This is a genomic window from Citrobacter sp. CK199, from assembly GCF_030333285.1.
Taxonomy (GTDB): Bacteria; Pseudomonadota; Gammaproteobacteria; order Enterobacterales; family Enterobacteriaceae; genus Citrobacter_B; species Citrobacter_B koseri.
The window spans coordinates 805,088-821,027 of sequence record NZ_JAOWGF010000024.1 but is presented as its reverse complement, the minus strand read 5'-3'; the positions used below and the strand labels follow the sequence as shown (position 1 = coordinate 821,027).

Below are 15,940 nucleotides of genomic sequence, written 5' to 3'. Positions count from 1 at the left end.
TAAAGTTATATGACACCAAATTGAATTGGTATGCCGCATTTATCCGGGGATTGTGAGCTGGATCAATCAATCATGCGCCCTGCGTTGACCATTTACGCGATACCTGTATGGTAGTCATCACTCAGGTAAACTAATTTGGTATAACAACTTGTGAGGTGAAGCAATGGAACAAACCTGGCGTTGGTACGGGCCTAACGATCCGGTATCGCTTGATGATGTGCGTCAGGCTGGCGCAACGGGGGTTGTGACGGCATTGCACCACATTCCGAACGGTGATGTGTGGCCGGTTGAAGAGATTAAAAAGCGCCAGGCCATTCTGGCTGAGAAAGGGCTGACCTGGTCTGTTGTCGAAAGTATTCCGGTGCATGAAGAGATTAAAACACGCTCCGGGCAGTACCAGACCTGGATTGAAAACTATCAGCAAAGCATCCGTAATCTGGCCGCCTGCGGTATTGATACCGTGTGCTACAACTTTATGCCGATTCTCGACTGGACGCGTACCGACCTTGAATATCCGTTGCCCGATGGTTCCAGAGCGCTGCGTTTCGATCAGATTGCCTTTGCGGCTTTCGAACTGCACATCCTGAAGCGTGACGGCGCGCAAGCGGACTACAGCGAAGAAGAGCAGCGCCAGGCGCTGGACTACTTCAACGCCATGAGCGCTGCGGATATCGAAAAACTGACCCGGAATATTATCGCCGGGCTGCCTGGCGCTGAAGAGGGTTATACGCTGGATCAGTTCCGTGCGCGTCTGGCGGAATATAACGGTATCAGCAAAGAGGATTTACGCGAAAATATGGCGGTATTCCTGCGTGCGATTGTGCCGGTGGCAGAAGAAGTCGGCGTGCGCCTGGCGGTGCATCCTGACGATCCGCCGCGCCCCATCCTCGGCCTGCCGCGCATCGTTTCTACCATTGAAGATATGCAGTGGCTGAAAGAAACCGTAGACAGCATTAACAACGGGTTCACCATGTGTACCGGTTCGTACGGCGTACGCGCGGATAACGACCTGGTGAAAATGATCGAGACGTTTGGCGACCGCATTCACTTTACCCATTTACGCTCAACCTGCCGTGAAGATAACCCGAAAACCTTCCACGAAGGCGCGCATTTGCAAGGGGATGTCGATATGGTCGCGGTAATTACCGCAATCCTTACGGAAGAACAGCGTCGTAAGCTGGCAGGCGATCTGCGTCCGATCCCAATGCGCCCGGATCACGGTCATCAGATGCTTGACGATCTGCATAAGAAAACCAACCCCGGCTACTCCGCTATTGGTCGTCTGAAAGGGCTGGCGGAAATTCGTGGCGTTGAACTGGCGCTGAAAAAGACCCAGTTCCGCGATTTGCTGTAACACCTGTTGGTCATAAAAAAGGACAGCCCTGGCTGTCCTTTTTTGTTGGTGCGTCGGCAACGGGCGCTTAGTCCGCGCGGCCCATGTAGCGACGTTCTTCAATGTGAATACGGATTTTTTCACCGGCGCTCAGGTATTCCGGCACCTGAATCACCAGACCGGTGCTCAGCGTTGCGGGTTTGTTGCGGGCACTGGCTGACGCGCCTTTAATGCCCGGTGCGGTTTCCACGATTTCCAGATCAACCGTCTGCGGCAGTTCGAGCGCCAGCAACTGACCGTCCCAGGTCAGCACCTGCATATCCGGCATTCCGCCTTCAGGAATAAACAGCAGCTCTTCTTCAATCTGATCTTTGGTGAAGGTATACGGGGTATAGTCTTCTTTATCCATGAACACATATTCGTTGCCGTCGATATAAGAGAAATCGACGCCACGGCGGCTCAGGGTGACGGTATCAACGATGTCGTCGCCTTTGAAACGCTCTTCGACTTTCAGACCCGTACGGACGTCGGAAAAACGCATTTTGTACAGCGTCGCGGCACCGCGGGCGGTCGGTGACTGAATATCAATATCTTTTACAATCAGCAGCTTGCCGTTGTAGTTCAGTACCATACCTTTTTTAATTTCGTTCGCTCTTGGCATCGAAAAAATCCTGTTGTAGAGAATGTCTAAAATATCGCGTCAAACTACTCGCGCCGGGCGATTCAGGCAAGTGGAATTCACATATCCCGGATGATTTTGTGTATACTGTTCGCCCACTTTCAGTCCGGTGGCTTACGAATAGAGAATACTGTATGGAATGCCGCCCGGATTGCGGAGCATGTTGCACCGCGCCTTCAATCTCCAGCCCCATTCCGGGTATGCCTGACGGCAAACCCGCAAACACGCCGTGCGTCCAGCTTGATGAACATCAACGCTGTAAGATCTTCGGTTCGCCGCTGCGTCCAAAGGTCTGCGCAGGTCTGCAACCCAGCGCCGATATGTGCGGTCAGACAAGGGCGCAGGCAATGATCTACCTCATTGAACTGGAAACGCTCACGGCGCCTTAAACGTCTTTAATGCGTGCCAGACAAACCATCGTCGCGAGGGCCATCACCAGCGCAAACCAGAATACGGCGTGGTAATTCCAGATTTCCGCCGCAATCCCCGCCAGCGATCCGGCGATAATCCAGCCTACGCGGATGGTATTGGTATACAGCGTGGTTGCTGAACCCGCCTGGCCGGGCATCAGATCCTGAAAATAGAGCATCCCGATGCCGCCGAGAATGCCGATGTAAATTGCGTTCAGCAACTGCAAGCCGAGCAGAACGACAGGCGAGTGCGCCAGCAGCATACCCGCGTAAAAACAAAACCCCGCCACGATGGCGATCCGCATCAGCAGGCGTTTTCCCAGCCGTTTAGCAAAATAACCTGCAATCAACATGGTGGGAATTTCCAGCCCGGCGGCAGTCCCCATCATGACGCCGGCAAGTTTTTCCGGCAGATGCAGTTCGTTAATGATAAACAGCGGCATATTAATGATATAGAGGCTGTTGGTTCCCCACATTAATGTGCAGATAACAAAAAGCAGCAGCGTATCGCGGCGATTACGGCGCGGCGCTTCAAGGGTTCCGGCAGCAAGTGGCGCATCTTTACGCATTGACGGTAAAAACAGCCAGACCATTACGCCACAGACGACAAACGCCGCCGCCGCGCTCAGGTACATCACGGTAAAGCTGAACCCCATCGCCAGCGCATAGGCCAGCGGCGGCCCGATCACCCACGCCAGCGAAACCTGGGCGCGCAATATCGAGCTGAACATCACGGCTTCGCGACCGGTGCGATCGGCATGTTCGCGGGCAAGGGCGAACATTTGCGGGTTCGCGGTCGAACCAAAACTACTCAGGAAAACGCCGACGAACAGCAAAATAAAATAGTTGCGGTTCCAGGCAAACAGTACGCAGGCCAACATGCCCAGCACACAGCAAAAAACGATCAGGCTTTTGCGATCGCCTTTTTTGTCGGAGCGCCCGGCCAGAAACTGGCTCACCAGAATGCCGATAACGGCGCTGCCGGTAAAAAAGAAGCCAACCATCCCCGGACGAGCGTGTACCTCATCCGTCAGAAAAAGACTGAGCGTCGGCGTCTGTAACGCACCGGCGATACCCGTCAGAAACGCGACGAGCAGGAATGCCGAAGACGTCAAGTCAAACGTTTTTGGTGTGGCGGCAACGGGGGTGTTATGCATGTTTCTGTATCAGTGGTGTGAAGAGACGCGGAGTTTACGCTGCTCGTCAGGAAATAAACAGGTGCCCAAATCAAAATCGCCACAAAAAATCAAAATAGCATTTCAGTCTATGAAGGGAAGATGCTGACGGTGCTGAAACAGATCGTTTTACGGGCAATTCACTTCAGCATTTATTACCTTCCTGAATGAAAAGTGTGCTTTATCTCTAAATTCTGTCATCAATTTTACGACTTTACTTGCGTGCTGAAGCAGAAAGCGCAAGACTTCTTGAAACGTTTCAGCGCTATTTTGTTTTTGGCTACAAGTCAGATTAGCGCCTTTTTTCTCATGTTAGCTGAATCGTTTCAAGTTCAGCAGGAGAGGAGAACTATGTTCCAGTTATCGGTTCAGGACATTCATCCGGGCGAACAGGCCGGAAACAAAGAAGAGGCCATTCGTCAGGTTGCCGCTGCGTTAGTGCAGGCGGGCAACGTCGCAGACGGCTACGTCGACGGCATGCTGGCGCGTGAGCAACAGACATCCACTTTCCTTGGCAACGGTATCGCCATTCCGCACGGAACGACCGACACGCGCGATCAGGTGCTGAAAACCGGCGTGCAGGTGTTCCAGTTTCCGCAGGGCGTAACCTGGGGCGAAGGGCAGGTGGCCTATGTGGCGATTGGTATTGCCGCCAGCTCCGATGAGCATCTCGGGTTGCTGCGTCAGCTGACGCACGTATTAAGCGATGACTCTGTGGCTGAACAGCTGAAATCCGCCACGACGGCAGAAGAACTGCGCGCGTTGCTGATGGGTGAAAAGCAGAGCGAACAGCTGAAGCTGGATAACGACACCCTGACGCTGGATGTGACGGCCAGCGACCTGGTGACGCTACAGGCGCTGAACGCCGCGCGCCTGAAAGAAGCAGGCGCTGTGGATGCCGCGTTTGTCGCCAGAACCATCAATGAACAGCCGATGAATCTCGGCCAGGGCATCTGGCTGAACGACAGCGCGGACGGCAACCTGCGCAGCGCTATCGCTGTGAGCCGTGCGGCTACGGCGTTTGACGTAGAGGGCGAAGCGGCTGCGTTGCTGGTGACCGTCGCGATGAATGACGATCAGCCCGTCGCCGTGCTGAAGCGCCTTGGCGATCTGCTGCTGAACAATAAAGCTGACCGTTTGCTGAAAGCGGATGCCGCCACCGTGCTGGCGCTGCTGACCAGTGATGAAGCATTGACTGACGACGTGCTGAGCGCCGAATTTGTCGTGCGCAATGAGCATGGCTTACACGCCCGTCCGGGCACCATGCTGGTGAATACCATTAAACAATTTAATAGCGAAATTACCGTGGCAAACCTTGATGGAACCGGAAAACCGGCAAATGGACGCAGTTTGATGAAAGTGGTGGCGTTGGGCGTGAAGAAAGGCCATCGCCTGCGCTTTACGGCGCAGGGCGAAGATGCTGAACAGGCGCTGAAAGCGATTGGCGACGCCATTGCCGCTGGTCTTGGGGAGGGCGCGTAATGAGCAGACGTGTTGCTACTATCACCCTTAATCCGGCATACGACCTGGTCGGTTTCTGCCCGGAGATTGAACGCGGCGAAGTGAACCTGGTGAAAACCACGGGTCTGCATGCGGCGGGTAAAGGCATCAACGTTGCCAGGGTTCTGAAAGATTTAGGTATTGATGTCACGGTTGGCGGTTTCCTGGGTAAAGACAACCAGGACGGTTTCCAGCAGTTGTTCAGCGAGCTGGGCATTGCCAACCGTTTTCAGGTGGTGCAGGGGCGTACCCGCATCAACGTTAAGCTGACGGAAAAAGACGGTGAAGTGACCGACTTTAACTTCTCCGGTTTTGACGTGACTCCGGCTGACTGGGAACGTTTTGTGAACGATTCGCTGAGCTGGCTGGGTCAGTTCGATATGGTCTGCGTCAGCGGCAGCTTGCCGACAGGCGTCAGCCCGGAAGCGTTTACCGACTGGATGACGCGTCTGCGTAGCCAGTGCCCATGCATTATCTTTGATAGTAGTCGTGAAGCGTTGGTGGCGGGTCTGAAAGCGGCGCCGTGGCTGGTGAAACCGAACCGCCGTGAATTAGAAATCTGGGCAGGCCGTAAGCTGCCGGAAATGAAAGATGTGATCGACGCGGCGCACGCCCTGCGTGAGCAAGGTATTGCGCATGTGGTGATCTCTCTCGGTGCGGAAGGGGCGCTGTGGGTGAACGCATCCGGCGAATGGATTGCGAAGCCACCGTCCGTTGATGTGGTGAGTACCGTAGGTGCAGGGGATTCTATGGTTGGCGGTCTGATTTACGGCCTGCTGATGCGTGAATCCAGTGAACATACGTTGCGTCTGGCGACAGCCGTTGCCGCGCTTGCGGTAAGCCAGAGCAATGTGGGCATTACCGATCGTCCTCAGTTGGCCGCAATGATGGCGCGCGTCGACTTAAAACCGTTTAACTGACAGCAGGAGAGGCATAATGAAAACGCTGCTGATTATTGACGCCAATCTCGGCCAGGCTCGCGCTTACATGGCGAAGACCCTGCTCGGCGCGGCGGCACATAAAGCAAATCTGGAAATTATCGACAATCCGAATGACGCAGAGTTGGCCATTGTGTTGGCTGACGCTGTGCCGAACGACAGCGCGCTGAACGGTAAAAAAGTCTGGCTGGGCGATATTGCCCGTGCCGTGGCGCACCCGGAACTGTTCCTCAATGAAGCGAAAGGACACGCGACGCCATACAGCGCGCCGACAGCGGTTGCCGCCCCGGCAGCGGCCAGCGGCCCGAAACGCGTCGTGGCGGTGACGGCGTGTCCGACAGGCGTCGCGCATACCTTTATGGCGGCTGAGGCGATTGAAACCGAAGCGAAAAAACGTGGCTGGTGGGTGAAGGTCGAAACCCGCGGCTCCGTGGGCGCAGGCAATGCCATCACGCCGGAAGAGGTTGCGGAAGCGGATCTGGTGATCGTGGCGGCTGACATCGAAGTGGATCTGGCGAAGTTTACCGGAAAACCGATGTACCGTACGTCAACCGGCCTGGCGCTGAAGAAAACCGCGCAGGAACTGGACAAAGCCGTAGCGGAAGCGACGCCGTATGCGCCTACGGGCAAAGCGCAGGCCGCCGCGACAGAAGGGAAAAAAGAGAGCGCTGGCGCATATCGCCATCTGCTGACGGGCGTTTCCTACATGCTGCCAATGGTGGTTGCGGGTGGGTTGTGTATCGCGCTCTCCTTTGCGTTTGGTATTGAGGCGTTTAAAGAAGAAGGTACGCTGGCTGCGGCGCTGATGCAGATCGGCGGCGGTTCCGCCTTCGCGCTAATGGTGCCAGTGCTGGCGGGATATATCGCGTTTTCCATCGCGGATCGTCCAGGCCTGACGCCGGGTCTTATCGGCGGTATGCTGGCAGTGAGCACCGGATCTGGCTTTATCGGCGGTATTATCGCGGGCTTCCTGGCCGGTTATGTCGCGAAACTTATCAGCACTAAACTGAAACTTCCGCAGAGTATGGAAGCGCTGAAACCGATCCTGATCATTCCACTGATTTCCAGTCTGATTGTCGGTCTGGCGATGATTTACCTTATCGGTAAACCGGTTGCCGGCATTCTGGAAGGGCTGACTCACTGGCTGCAAACGATGGGGACGGCGAATGCGGTACTGCTGGGCGCGATCCTCGGCGGTATGATGTGTACTGATATGGGCGGCCCGGTTAACAAAGCGGCGTATGCGTTCGGTGTTGGTCTGCTGAGTACGCAAACCTATGCGCCGATGGCGGCGATTATGGCGGCAGGCATGGTTCCTCCGCTGGCTCTTGGGCTGGCAACTCTGGTTGCGCGTCGTAAGTTCGACAAGGCGCAGCAGGAAGGGGGCAAAGCCGCGCTGGTGCTGGGGCTGTGCTTCATTACCGAAGGCGCGATCCCGTTTGCGGCGCGTGACCCGATGCGTGTCCTGCCATGCTGTATCGTCGGCGGCGCGCTGACAGGCGCAATCTCAATGTGGGTTGGCGCGAAACTGATGGCGCCGCACGGCGGTCTGTTTGTGCTGCTGATTCCTGGCGCGATTACACCGGTGCTGGGCTATCTGCTGGCGATTGTTGCGGGTACGCTGGTTGCCGGTCTGGCCTATGCGTTCCTGAAACGCCCGGAAGCTGAAGTTATCGCGAAAGCGGCATAATGTAAAACCTTGTGCCGGATGGCGGCGTGAGCGCCTTATCCGGCCTACGGATACCGATCCTGTAGGCCGGATAAAACGCATTAGCGTCGCCATCCGGCATTTTTCTGCCTTTTTTATCCCCCCATTTTGTGTCCTGGCTCGCAACTTTTTCCTCCCTTGCAAACTGTATCTATAAAAAATTGTGACTCTGTTCATATCTATTCACTTTAGGGCTTGCGGATGGATTTACTTTATCAAAAACACGCATATCATGAACACATGTTTTAATATGAACATGTGCTCTAATAATCTCGATTGTGGCGGTGGTTATTCTTAACGAACTCATTGTTATGGCAGCTTAATGCCAGAGGACGTTCTATGCGTGAAACGGAATACATAGTGACGATTGGCTCAGCCAATATGGATGTTGCCGGGTATTCGCATGCTTCTTTAAATTATGCGGACTCCAATCCGGGAAAAATAAAATTTACCCCCGGCGGCGTGGGGCGCAATATTGCGCATAATCTGGCTCTGCTGGGAAAAAACTCATGGCTACTGACGGCAGTCGGGAGTGATTTCTATGGGCAGTCATTAATGGCGCAAACGAATCAATCCGGTGTGCACGTTGATAAATGTCTGATTGTGCCGGGAGAAAATACGTCAAGTTACTTATCCCTGCTCGACAATACCGGAGAAATGCTGGTCGCCATAAATGACATGAGCATTACCGACTTTATTTCGGCTGAATTTTTATCACAGCATGCTGATTTTATTCGTGGGGCAAAAGTGATTGTCGCCGATTGTAATATCAGCGAAGAGGCACTGAACTGGGTGCTGGAAAATGCAGGCGATGTGCCGGTATTTGTTGATCCGGTTTCTGCCTGGAAGTGTGTCAAAATTCGCGAGCGACTTGGCAAAATTCACACGCTGAAACCCAACCGGCTTGAAGCTGAAACCCTCAGCGGCATTCCCCTCTCCGGGCGGGAAGATGTCGGGAGCGTTGCGGCATGGTTTCATGAACATGGCCTGAACCGTCTGGTGCTTAGTATGGGTGGCGACGGCGTTTATTACAGCGATATCAACGGCGAAAACGGCTGGTCGCTCCCCATTAAAACCAACGTCGTCAATGTGACCGGCGCTGGCGACGCCATGATGGCGGGACTCGCCGCCTGCTGGATGGACGGCTTACCCTTTATAGATTCGGTTCGATTTGCACAGGGTTGTTCATCAATGGCGCTTGCCTGTGAATATACCAATAACCCTGATTTATCTGTCGCGAATGTTACATCGTTAGTGGAGAACACAGAATGTCTGAATTAACTCTTTCCTCTGAATTATTACAAATTTCGCCAGAAGTACAGGACGCATTAAAGAGTAAGAAACCCATTGTTGCGCTGGAATCAACCATTATTTCCCACGGCATGCCTTTTCCGCAAAATGCGCAAACGGCAATTGAAGTTGAAGAAACCATTCGTAAGCATGGCGCCGTGCCCGCAACCATTGCCATTATTGGCGGTGTAATGAAAGTGGGCCTGAATAAAGAAGAAATTGAATTATTAGGTCGTGAAGGACATAACGTTACAAAAGTCAGTCGTCGTGACTTACCGTTTGTGGTTGCCGCTGGAAAAAATGGCGCAACGACGGTCGCATCCACCATGATTATTGCCGCACTGGCCGGAATTAAAGTATTTGCAACTGGCGGTATCGGTGGCGTACATCGTGGCGCAGAACATACGTTTGATATTTCTGCTGACTTGCAGGAACTGGCGCATACCAATGTCACGGTAGTTTGTGCGGGGGCGAAATCAATTCTCGACCTGGGATTAACCACCGAATATTTAGAGACTTTTGGCGTGCCGTTAATTGGCTATCAGACCCAGGCATTACCGGCATTTTTCTGCCGTACCAGTCCGTTTGACGTCAGTATCCGCCTGGACAGCGCGCAAGACATCGCCCGCGCAATGGCGGTGAAATGGCAAACCGGCCTGAACGGTGGTCTGGTTGTGGCAAACCCGATCCCGGAACAGTTTGCGATGGCGGAAGAGAAAATCAACGCGGCGATCGATCAGGCCGTGAAAGAAGCGGAAGAGCAGGGCGTCGTGGGGAAAGAAAGCACGCCATTCTTGCTGGCGCGCGTGGCGGAACTGACCGGCGGCGATAGCCTGAAATCCAATATCCAACTGGTGTTCAACAACGCTGTACTGGCCTGTGAAATAGCGAAGGAATATCAACGCCTCGCCTGATAAAAACGCACGGGCAGAGAGCGGTCGCCCGCGATATCAAAACCTGGCTTTCACGCCGGGTTTCCTGGCATGAAGGGAAAATCATTATGGATATAATGAGAAGTGTTGTGGGTATGGTGGTACTACTGGCAATCGCATTTCTGCTGTCAGTGAATAAAAAACGTATCAGCCTGCGTACCGTTGGCGCCGCGCTGGTGCTGCAAATCGCCATCGGTGGGATCATGCTTTATTTCCCGCCGGGGAAATGGCTGGTGGAGCAGGCCGCGCTCGGTGTCCACAAGGTGATGTCCTACAGCGACGCGGGTAGCGCATTTATCTTTGGCTCATTAGTAGGGCCAAAAATGGATGTGCTGTTTGACGGCGCTGGGTTTATCTTTGCCTTTCGCGTGTTGCCGGCCATCATCTTTGTGACTGCGCTGATCAGCTTGCTTTACTACATTGGCGTGATGGGACTGCTGATCCGTATTCTCGGTGGTATTTTCCAGAAAGCGCTGAACATCAGCAAGATCGAGTCGTTCGTTGCGGTCACTACCATTTTCCTCGGGCAAAACGAGATCCCGGCGATTGTTAAGCCGTTTATCGACCGTCTAAATCGTAATGAACTGTTTACCGCCATTTGTAGCGGCATGGCTTCAATCGCCGGTTCGATGATGATCGGCTATGCCGGAATGGGGGTGCCGATTGATTATCTGCTGGCGGCGTCCTTAATGGCGATCCCTGGCGGCATTCTGTTTGCCCGTATGCTGAGCCCGGCGACGGAAGAATCGAAGGTGACGTTTGAAAATCTGTCATTTACCGAAACGCCGCCAAAAAGCATCATCGAAGCGGCGGCCAGCGGCGCGATGACCGGGCTGAAAATCGCCGCCGGTGTGGCGACGGTGGTGATGGCGTTTGTGGCGATTATCGCGCTGATTAACGGCATCATCGGCGGCGTTGGCGGCTGGTTCGGCTTTGGTCACGCCACGCTAGAAGGGATCTTCGGCTGGGTTTTAGCGCCGCTGGCCTGGATTATGGGCGTGGACTGGAGCGATGCGACGCTTGCCGGTAGCCTGATTGGGCAAAAACTGGCGATTAACGAGTTTGTCGCTTACCTCAACTTCTCTCCGTATCTGCAAGCTGCCGGTACGCTGGATGTGAAGACGATAGCGATCATCTCTTTCGCGTTGTGTGGCTTTGCCAACTTTGGTTCGATTGGCGTGGTGGTGGGCGCGTTTTCTGCGATTGCGCCACATCGTGCGCCGGAAATCGCTCAGCTAGGTTTACGGGCGCTGGCGGCGGCAACGCTCTCTAACCTGATGAGTGCTACTATCGCGGGGTTCTTTATCGGGCTGGCGTAGTTGTAGTAGACGATTTTGCCGGATGGCGGCTACGCCTTATCCGGCCTACAGTAACGCACTCCGTAGGCCTGATAAGCGCAGCGCCATCAGGTATATCCGACCCACAGTGGCGCACTCCGTAGGCCTGATAAGCGAAGCGCCATCAGGTATATCCGACCCACAGTGACGCACCCCGTAGGCCTGATAAGCGCAGCGCCATCAGGCATATCCGACCCACAGTGGCGCACTCCGTAGGCCTGATAAGCGAAGCGCCATCAGGTATATCCGACCCACAGTGACGCACCCCGTAGGCCTGATAAGCGCAGCGCCATCAGGTATATCCGACCCACAGTGACGCACCCCGTAGGCCTGATAAGCGTAGCGCCATCAGGCATTATGCCAGGGTTGTTTTCAGCAGATAAAGCGCGTTATCGGCGGAGAGGGTGGGGTTGTTAATACTGATGCTGGCGCGCGATAACGCCGCGCAGGCCATCGCGAAATTCGCGCTATCGCGAAAATCACTTCCCTCCAGAAAGCTGTAGAGCAACCCGGCCATAAAGCCATCATCCGCGCCGAAGCTGTCCACGCGGGTGTGAGACGGCGGGGTGAGTAAAAACTGCTCGCCATTTTTCTCGCTACAAAAGACCGCTTCATCTTCCAGGCAAACGAAGATTCGCTGTACGCCTTGCTGATGCAGGTCATTGACGGCCTGTACACGGTCGGCATCGGAACGCACCGCTTTTCCCCACAGAATCTCCAGCTCTTTTTGCGTGGGTTTTAACGTATGAATGCGTGAATACCAGGTCCTGATTTTTTCCGCTTTGAACTCTGAAACGGTATCAATAAAGACCGGGATTTCATCCGCAATGGTAAAGACCCATTCGATGGCCTCCGGCGTCAGGTTGCAGTCCGCCAGCACCACGCCAGCGTGACGGATTAGATCCCGCGAGCTATTCAGCAACTGCGGCGTCAGCTGTTGCAGAATGTGGGTGTCGTTAATCGCCAGCACTGTCTCTTCCTGCTGGTTGGCGATGGACAGATAGGTTGAAGTGTTATGCCCATGCAGACGGATACAGCTGGAGATGTTCACACCAGCCTGACGAGTCTGCTCCAGCAGCGTTTCACCATAAAAGTCGCTACCGACCGCAGAGAGCAAATGCACATCGCGACCCAGTAGCGCCAGATTATGCGCAATATTGCGCCCCACGCCGCCAGCAGAACAGTGAATGCTGCCAGGGTTGGAAGCCGCCTGCGGATAATGGATATCCGCCACGCCGCGAATATCCATATTGATCGCCCCGACCACCACGCAATACTCCTGCTCGGTGAGGATATAGCCTTTGCCTTTGATCATCCCTTTGCGCATCAGATCCATAATATGGGCCGCCACGCGTGAGCGACTGATCTGCAAAATATCAGCGATTTCATTTTGCTGAATGAGCGGATTGCGGCGCAGGATCTTGAGGATCTGCTTTTCCCTGTCGTTCATCATTACGCAACCACCTTTGCCGTTTGCTGCGCTTTCAGCCAGGCAATCTCTTCTGCCCAGATATCCGGGTTGATGGTTTCCAGAATCAGCGGAATACCGTCAAAACGATCGTCCTGCATAATCCAGCGAAATGCATCATGACCAATGTTGCCTTCGCCCAAACTGTGGTGACGGTCAACGCGGCTGCCAAAGGCGCTTTTCGCGTCGTTCAGGTGCATGCCGCGCAGGTATGTAAAGCCCACAACACGCTCAAAGTCGGCGAATGTTTTTTCACATTCGCCGGTGGTACGCAGATCGTAACCGGCCGCGAACGCGTGACAGGTATCAATACAGACGCCCACGCGGGACTTATCGTCCACGCCGTCGATGATGGCGGCGAGATGCTCAAACCTGAATCCCAGATTGCTCCCCTGACCCGCAGTGTTTTCAATGACTGCCGTGACCCCTTGGGTTTTCTCAAGGGCAATGTTGATCGACTCTGCAATTCGCGCCAGACATTCCTCTTCCGGGATTTGCTGTAAATGGCTGCCCGGATGGAAATTGAGCAGCGATAGCCCCAGTTGCTCACAACGCTGCATTTCATCAATAAACGCATCGCGCGATTTTTCCAGCGCTTCGCTGACAGGGTGCCCGAGGTTGATCAGATAGCTGTCGTGGGGAAGGATCTGCGCAGGCGAATAGTGGTATTTCTCGCAGGCGGCCTTAAAGTCATCAATGATTTGGGCAGTGAGCGGCGCGGCGCGCCATTGACGCTGATTTTTCGTGAACAGCGCAAATGCGGTTGCGTCAATTTCTGCGGCGCGAATTGCAGCGTTGGCTAACCCGCCAGCGGCGCTGACATGCGCTCCGATATATTTCATGGAAGACTCCTGTTAAACCCGCTATACACATTATTCTTCAGGTTTGAATAATGTCGTGTATTCGAAAAAAATACTCTCCAATGATAGCGGGTTAACAGGGGCAAAATGTAGTGCTTTATGCGATAAGATGGTGAATCAGTACGTTAATCACGCCACCGCCAACAATCAGCCAGACAAACAGCACCAGCGCCATCAGTAACGGTTTCGCCCCGGCTTTCTTCAGCGCGCTGACGTGCGTTGTAAGGCCCAGCGCGGCCATTGCCATCGCCAGCAGAACCGTATCCAGCGTAATCAACATGTTTACCACCGCCTGCGGCAGCAGATGGAACGAGTTAACGATTGCCACTACGATGAACAGCACCGCAAACCACGGGATGGTGATTTTGCTTTTCTCCGCGCCCGTCGCCGGAGAAAGTTGTTTCACACGGGCGGCCAGCAGAATCAGAAACGGCGCCAGCATCATTACGCGCAGCATTTTGGCAATCACCGCGGCGTTTTCCGCGTCCGGGTTAATGGCGTGCCCGGCGGCAACGACCTGGGCTACTTCATGCATGGTCGAACCAATATAGATGCCGTAGGTTTCCGGGCTGAACCAGTGCGCCAGCAGCGGATACATTGCCGGGTAGAGGAAGATTGCCAGCGTACCGAAAATCACCACCGTCGCGACGGCCACCGTAACTTTACTGGCCTCCGCTTTAACGACGGGCTCCGTTGCCAGCACTGCCGCCGCTCCGCAAATGCTGCTTCCGGCGCCAATCAGCCAACTGGTGTGCTTGTCCAGACCAAACACTTTCTGCCCGAGGAAACAGGCGAGTAAAAAAGTGCTGGAGAGCGTCAGTACATCAATCACAATCCCGCTGACGCCCACGTCTGCAATCTGTGAGAAGGTGAGGCGAAACCCGTAGAGAATGATCCCCAGGCGTAATAGATGTTGTTTAGCGAACAGCACGCCGCCGTCACAGCTTTTCCAGATTTGCGGATACACCGTATTGCCGATGACCATTCCCAGTAAGATGGCTAAGGTGAGGGCGCTGAACCCGGCTCCCGCGACGGCTGGAATAGATCCACCCCACAGGGCGGCCCCTGTGATAACTGCGCTCAGGGCAAGCCCCGGTATAAAATGCCACACTGTACGATGGTGATTCTGTAAGGTGAGTTCTGTCATAACCTTCTCCTCTATATGGGTAAAATGTTATGGCGAACTGGTTTAAAAATAAAATTGATTATATATTTATAATTAATCTTTATAAGTGGTAAGCGACGGCCTGCCAGTGGAAAACAACAATGCATATCACGCTACGACAACTAGAAGTTTTTACTGAGGTGCTAAAAAGCGGCTCGACGACCCAGGCATCTGTCATGCTGTCGCTGTCGCAGTCGGCCGTAAGCGCGGCATTGACCGATCTGGAAGGTCAGCTTGGCGTACAGCTATTTGACCGCGTCGGAAAACGGCTGGTGGTTAATGAACACGGGCGCTTGCTGTACCCGCGCGCGCTGGCGCTGCTGGAGCAGGCTGTCGAAATTGAGCAACTGTTTCGGGAAGACAATGGCGCAATCCGCGTTTATGCCAGTAGCACCATCGGTAATTACATCCTGCCTGCGGTAATTGCCCGTTACAGGAAAGACTTTCCCGATCTGCCGCTGGAACTTAGCGTGGGCAACAGCCAGGATGTCATTACGGCGGTGCTCGATTTTCGGGTGGATATCGGCCTGATTGAAGGCCCGTGCCACAATACTGAGATTATTTCTGAGCCGTGGCTGGACGATGAGCTGGTGGTGTTTGCCGCACCGTCCTCGCCGTTGGCGCAAGGGCCGGTAACGCTTGAACAACTTGCCGCCGCGCCCTGGATACTGCGCGAGCGCGGTTCCGGTACGCGTGAGATTGTCGACTACCTGTTGCTTTCGCACTTGCCAAAATTCGAAATGGCGATGGAGCTGGGTAACTCCGAAGCGATCAAACACGCCGTGCGTCATGGTCTGGGCATCAGCTGCCTGTCGCGGCGGGTTATTGAGGAACAGCTTCAGGCGGGAACGTTGAGTGAAATCGCGGTGCCTTTGCCGCGCCTGGTGCGAACCCTGTGGCGAATCCACCATCGCCAGAAACACCTTTCCAATGCCTTACAGCGTTTTCTGCGCTACTGCGAATAAGCGTCCTTTGCCGGATGGCGGCGTAAACGCCTTATCCGGCCTACAAACTCGACGCTTTATCCGGCCTACAAATGTCGATCCTGTAGGCCTGATAAGCGTAGCGCCATCAGGCGAATGTCTTAACGTCTATCCGATCTACACTTTACTTATAATCCGCGGCCAGTCATGAAGGTCTCTTAT

14 protein-coding genes are annotated in these 15,940 nt (G+C 54.3%); 9 read left to right on the top strand and 5 right to left on the bottom strand.

What is annotated here, in order from left to right; all coding sequences use genetic code 11:
* Positions 1-163 precede the first annotated feature (163 nt).
* Entirely contained in the window at positions 164-1,354 is a 1,191-nt protein-coding gene (uxuA, locus tag OGX75_RS07960) for a mannonate dehydratase (RefSeq protein WP_115609093.1), read from the top strand.
* A gap of 67 nt (positions 1,355-1,421) precedes the next feature.
* On the opposite strand, the gene yeiP is transcribed toward uxuA, so the two are convergent.
* Positions 1,422-1,994, bottom strand: a complete 573-nt coding sequence (yeiP, locus tag OGX75_RS07955) for an elongation factor P-like protein YeiP (protein WP_012131588.1) — start codon at positions 1,992-1,994, stop codon at positions 1,422-1,424.
* A 152-nt stretch (positions 1,995-2,146) separates the two neighbouring features.
* Between yeiP and OGX75_RS07950 the strand changes: the two genes are divergently transcribed.
* A complete protein-coding gene (locus OGX75_RS07950; protein ID WP_024130170.1) occupies positions 2,147-2,401 on the top strand; it encodes a YkgJ family cysteine cluster protein in 255 nt (84 codons plus the stop codon).
* On the opposite strand, the gene setB is transcribed toward OGX75_RS07950, so the two are convergent.
* The gene (gene setB, locus OGX75_RS07945) at positions 2,398-3,579 is read right to left on the bottom strand and encodes a sugar efflux transporter SetB (protein WP_047462472.1); all 1,182 of its coding nucleotides are present in this window, start codon (positions 3,577-3,579) and stop codon (positions 2,398-2,400) included. The genes OGX75_RS07950 and setB overlap by 4 nt on opposite strands.
* A 369-nt stretch (positions 3,580-3,948) precedes the next feature.
* Here setB and fruB point away from each other — a divergent pair, with 369 nt between their 5' ends.
* From fruB to OGX75_RS07915, 6 genes are all read left to right on the top strand, one after another.
* Positions 3,949-5,079, top strand: a complete 1,131-nt coding sequence (gene fruB / locus OGX75_RS07940; RefSeq protein ID WP_101744026.1) for a fused PTS fructose transporter subunit IIA/HPr protein — start codon at positions 3,949-3,951, stop codon at positions 5,077-5,079.
* On the top strand, positions 5,079-6,017 hold the full coding sequence (fruK, locus tag OGX75_RS07935; RefSeq protein ID WP_012131592.1) for a 1-phosphofructokinase: 939 nt from the start codon (positions 5,079-5,081) through the stop codon (positions 6,015-6,017). The genes fruB and fruK overlap by 1 nt, the downstream gene beginning before the upstream one ends.
* A gap of 16 nt (positions 6,018-6,033) precedes the next feature.
* Positions 6,034-7,725, top strand: a complete 1,692-nt coding sequence (gene fruA, locus OGX75_RS07930) for a PTS fructose transporter subunit IIBC (RefSeq protein ID WP_286451205.1) — start codon at positions 6,034-6,036, stop codon at positions 7,723-7,725.
* 357 nt (positions 7,726-8,082) lie between these two features.
* Positions 8,083-9,024: a pseudouridine kinase gene (locus OGX75_RS07925; protein ID WP_012131594.1), complete on the top strand. Its 942-nt coding sequence runs from the start codon at positions 8,083-8,085 to the stop codon at positions 9,022-9,024.
* Positions 9,012-9,947: a pseudouridine-5'-phosphate glycosidase gene (locus tag OGX75_RS07920; RefSeq protein ID WP_012131595.1), complete on the top strand. Its 936-nt coding sequence runs from the start codon at positions 9,012-9,014 to the stop codon at positions 9,945-9,947. The genes OGX75_RS07925 and OGX75_RS07920 overlap by 13 nt, the downstream gene beginning before the upstream one ends.
* 86 nt (positions 9,948-10,033) lie before the next feature.
* Positions 10,034-11,284 carry a NupC/NupG family nucleoside CNT transporter gene (locus OGX75_RS07915; RefSeq protein WP_115609094.1) on the top strand — a complete coding sequence of 417 codons (1,251 nt, stop codon included), beginning with the start codon at positions 10,034-10,036 and terminating at the stop codon, positions 11,282-11,284.
* Positions 11,285-11,657: 373 nt separating this feature from the next.
* On the opposite strand, the gene OGX75_RS07910 is transcribed toward OGX75_RS07915, so the two are convergent.
* The 3 genes from OGX75_RS07910 to OGX75_RS07900 all read right to left on the bottom strand — a co-directional run bounded on the left by OGX75_RS07910 (position 11,658) and on the right by OGX75_RS07900 (position 14,777).
* Positions 11,658-12,752 carry a sugar kinase gene (locus tag OGX75_RS07910; RefSeq protein WP_024130172.1) on the bottom strand — a complete coding sequence of 365 codons (1,095 nt, stop codon included), beginning with the start codon at positions 12,750-12,752 and terminating at the stop codon, positions 11,658-11,660.
* 2 nt (positions 12,753-12,754) lie between these two features.
* Positions 12,755-13,612: a deoxyribonuclease IV gene (gene nfo, locus OGX75_RS07905; protein WP_071258993.1), complete on the bottom strand. Its 858-nt coding sequence runs from the start codon at positions 13,610-13,612 to the stop codon at positions 12,755-12,757.
* Positions 13,613-13,727: 115 nt separating this feature from the next.
* Positions 13,728-14,777, bottom strand: a complete 1,050-nt coding sequence (locus OGX75_RS07900) for a YeiH family protein (RefSeq protein WP_012131604.1) — start codon at positions 14,775-14,777, stop codon at positions 13,728-13,730.
* 119 nt (positions 14,778-14,896) lie between these two features.
* On the opposite strand from OGX75_RS07900, the gene yieE reads away from it, so the two are divergent.
* Positions 14,897-15,760, top strand: coding sequence for a DNA-binding transcriptional regulator YeiE (gene yieE, locus OGX75_RS07895; protein ID WP_012131605.1), 864 nt, complete (start codon positions 14,897-14,899; stop codon positions 15,758-15,760).
* The last annotated feature ends 180 nt before the right edge of the window (positions 15,761-15,940 follow it).

Bases quoted from the DNA above. Each gene is read 5' to 3' on its own strand.
- uxuA (WP_115609093.1), top strand. From the start codon at position 164: ATGGAACAAACCTGGCGTTGGTACGGGCCTAACGATCCGGTATCGCTT.
- yeiP (WP_012131588.1), bottom strand. From the start codon at position 1,994: ATGCCAAGAGCGAACGAAATTAAAAAAGGTATGGTACTGAACTACAAC.
- OGX75_RS07950 (WP_024130170.1), top strand. From the start codon at position 2,147: ATGGAATGCCGCCCGGATTGCGGAGCATGTTGCACCGCGCCTTCAATC.
- setB (WP_047462472.1), bottom strand. From the start codon at position 3,579: ATGCATAACACCCCCGTTGCCGCCACACCAAAAACGTTTGACTTGACG.
- fruB (WP_101744026.1), top strand. From the start codon at position 3,949: ATGTTCCAGTTATCGGTTCAGGACATTCATCCGGGCGAACAGGCCGGA.
- fruK (WP_012131592.1), top strand. From the start codon at position 5,079: ATGAGCAGACGTGTTGCTACTATCACCCTTAATCCGGCATACGACCTG.
- fruA (WP_286451205.1), top strand. From the start codon at position 6,034: ATGAAAACGCTGCTGATTATTGACGCCAATCTCGGCCAGGCTCGCGCT.
- OGX75_RS07925 (WP_012131594.1), top strand. From the start codon at position 8,083: ATGCGTGAAACGGAATACATAGTGACGATTGGCTCAGCCAATATGGAT.
- OGX75_RS07920 (WP_012131595.1), top strand. From the start codon at position 9,012: ATGTCTGAATTAACTCTTTCCTCTGAATTATTACAAATTTCGCCAGAA.
- OGX75_RS07915 (WP_115609094.1), top strand. From the start codon at position 10,034: ATGGATATAATGAGAAGTGTTGTGGGTATGGTGGTACTACTGGCAATC.
- OGX75_RS07910 (WP_024130172.1), bottom strand. From the start codon at position 12,752: ATGAACGACAGGGAAAAGCAGATCCTCAAGATCCTGCGCCGCAATCCG.
- nfo (WP_071258993.1), bottom strand. From the start codon at position 13,612: ATGAAATATATCGGAGCGCATGTCAGCGCCGCTGGCGGGTTAGCCAAC.
- OGX75_RS07900 (WP_012131604.1), bottom strand. From the start codon at position 14,777: ATGACAGAACTCACCTTACAGAATCACCATCGTACAGTGTGGCATTTT.
- yieE (WP_012131605.1), top strand. From the start codon at position 14,897: ATGCATATCACGCTACGACAACTAGAAGTTTTTACTGAGGTGCTAAAA.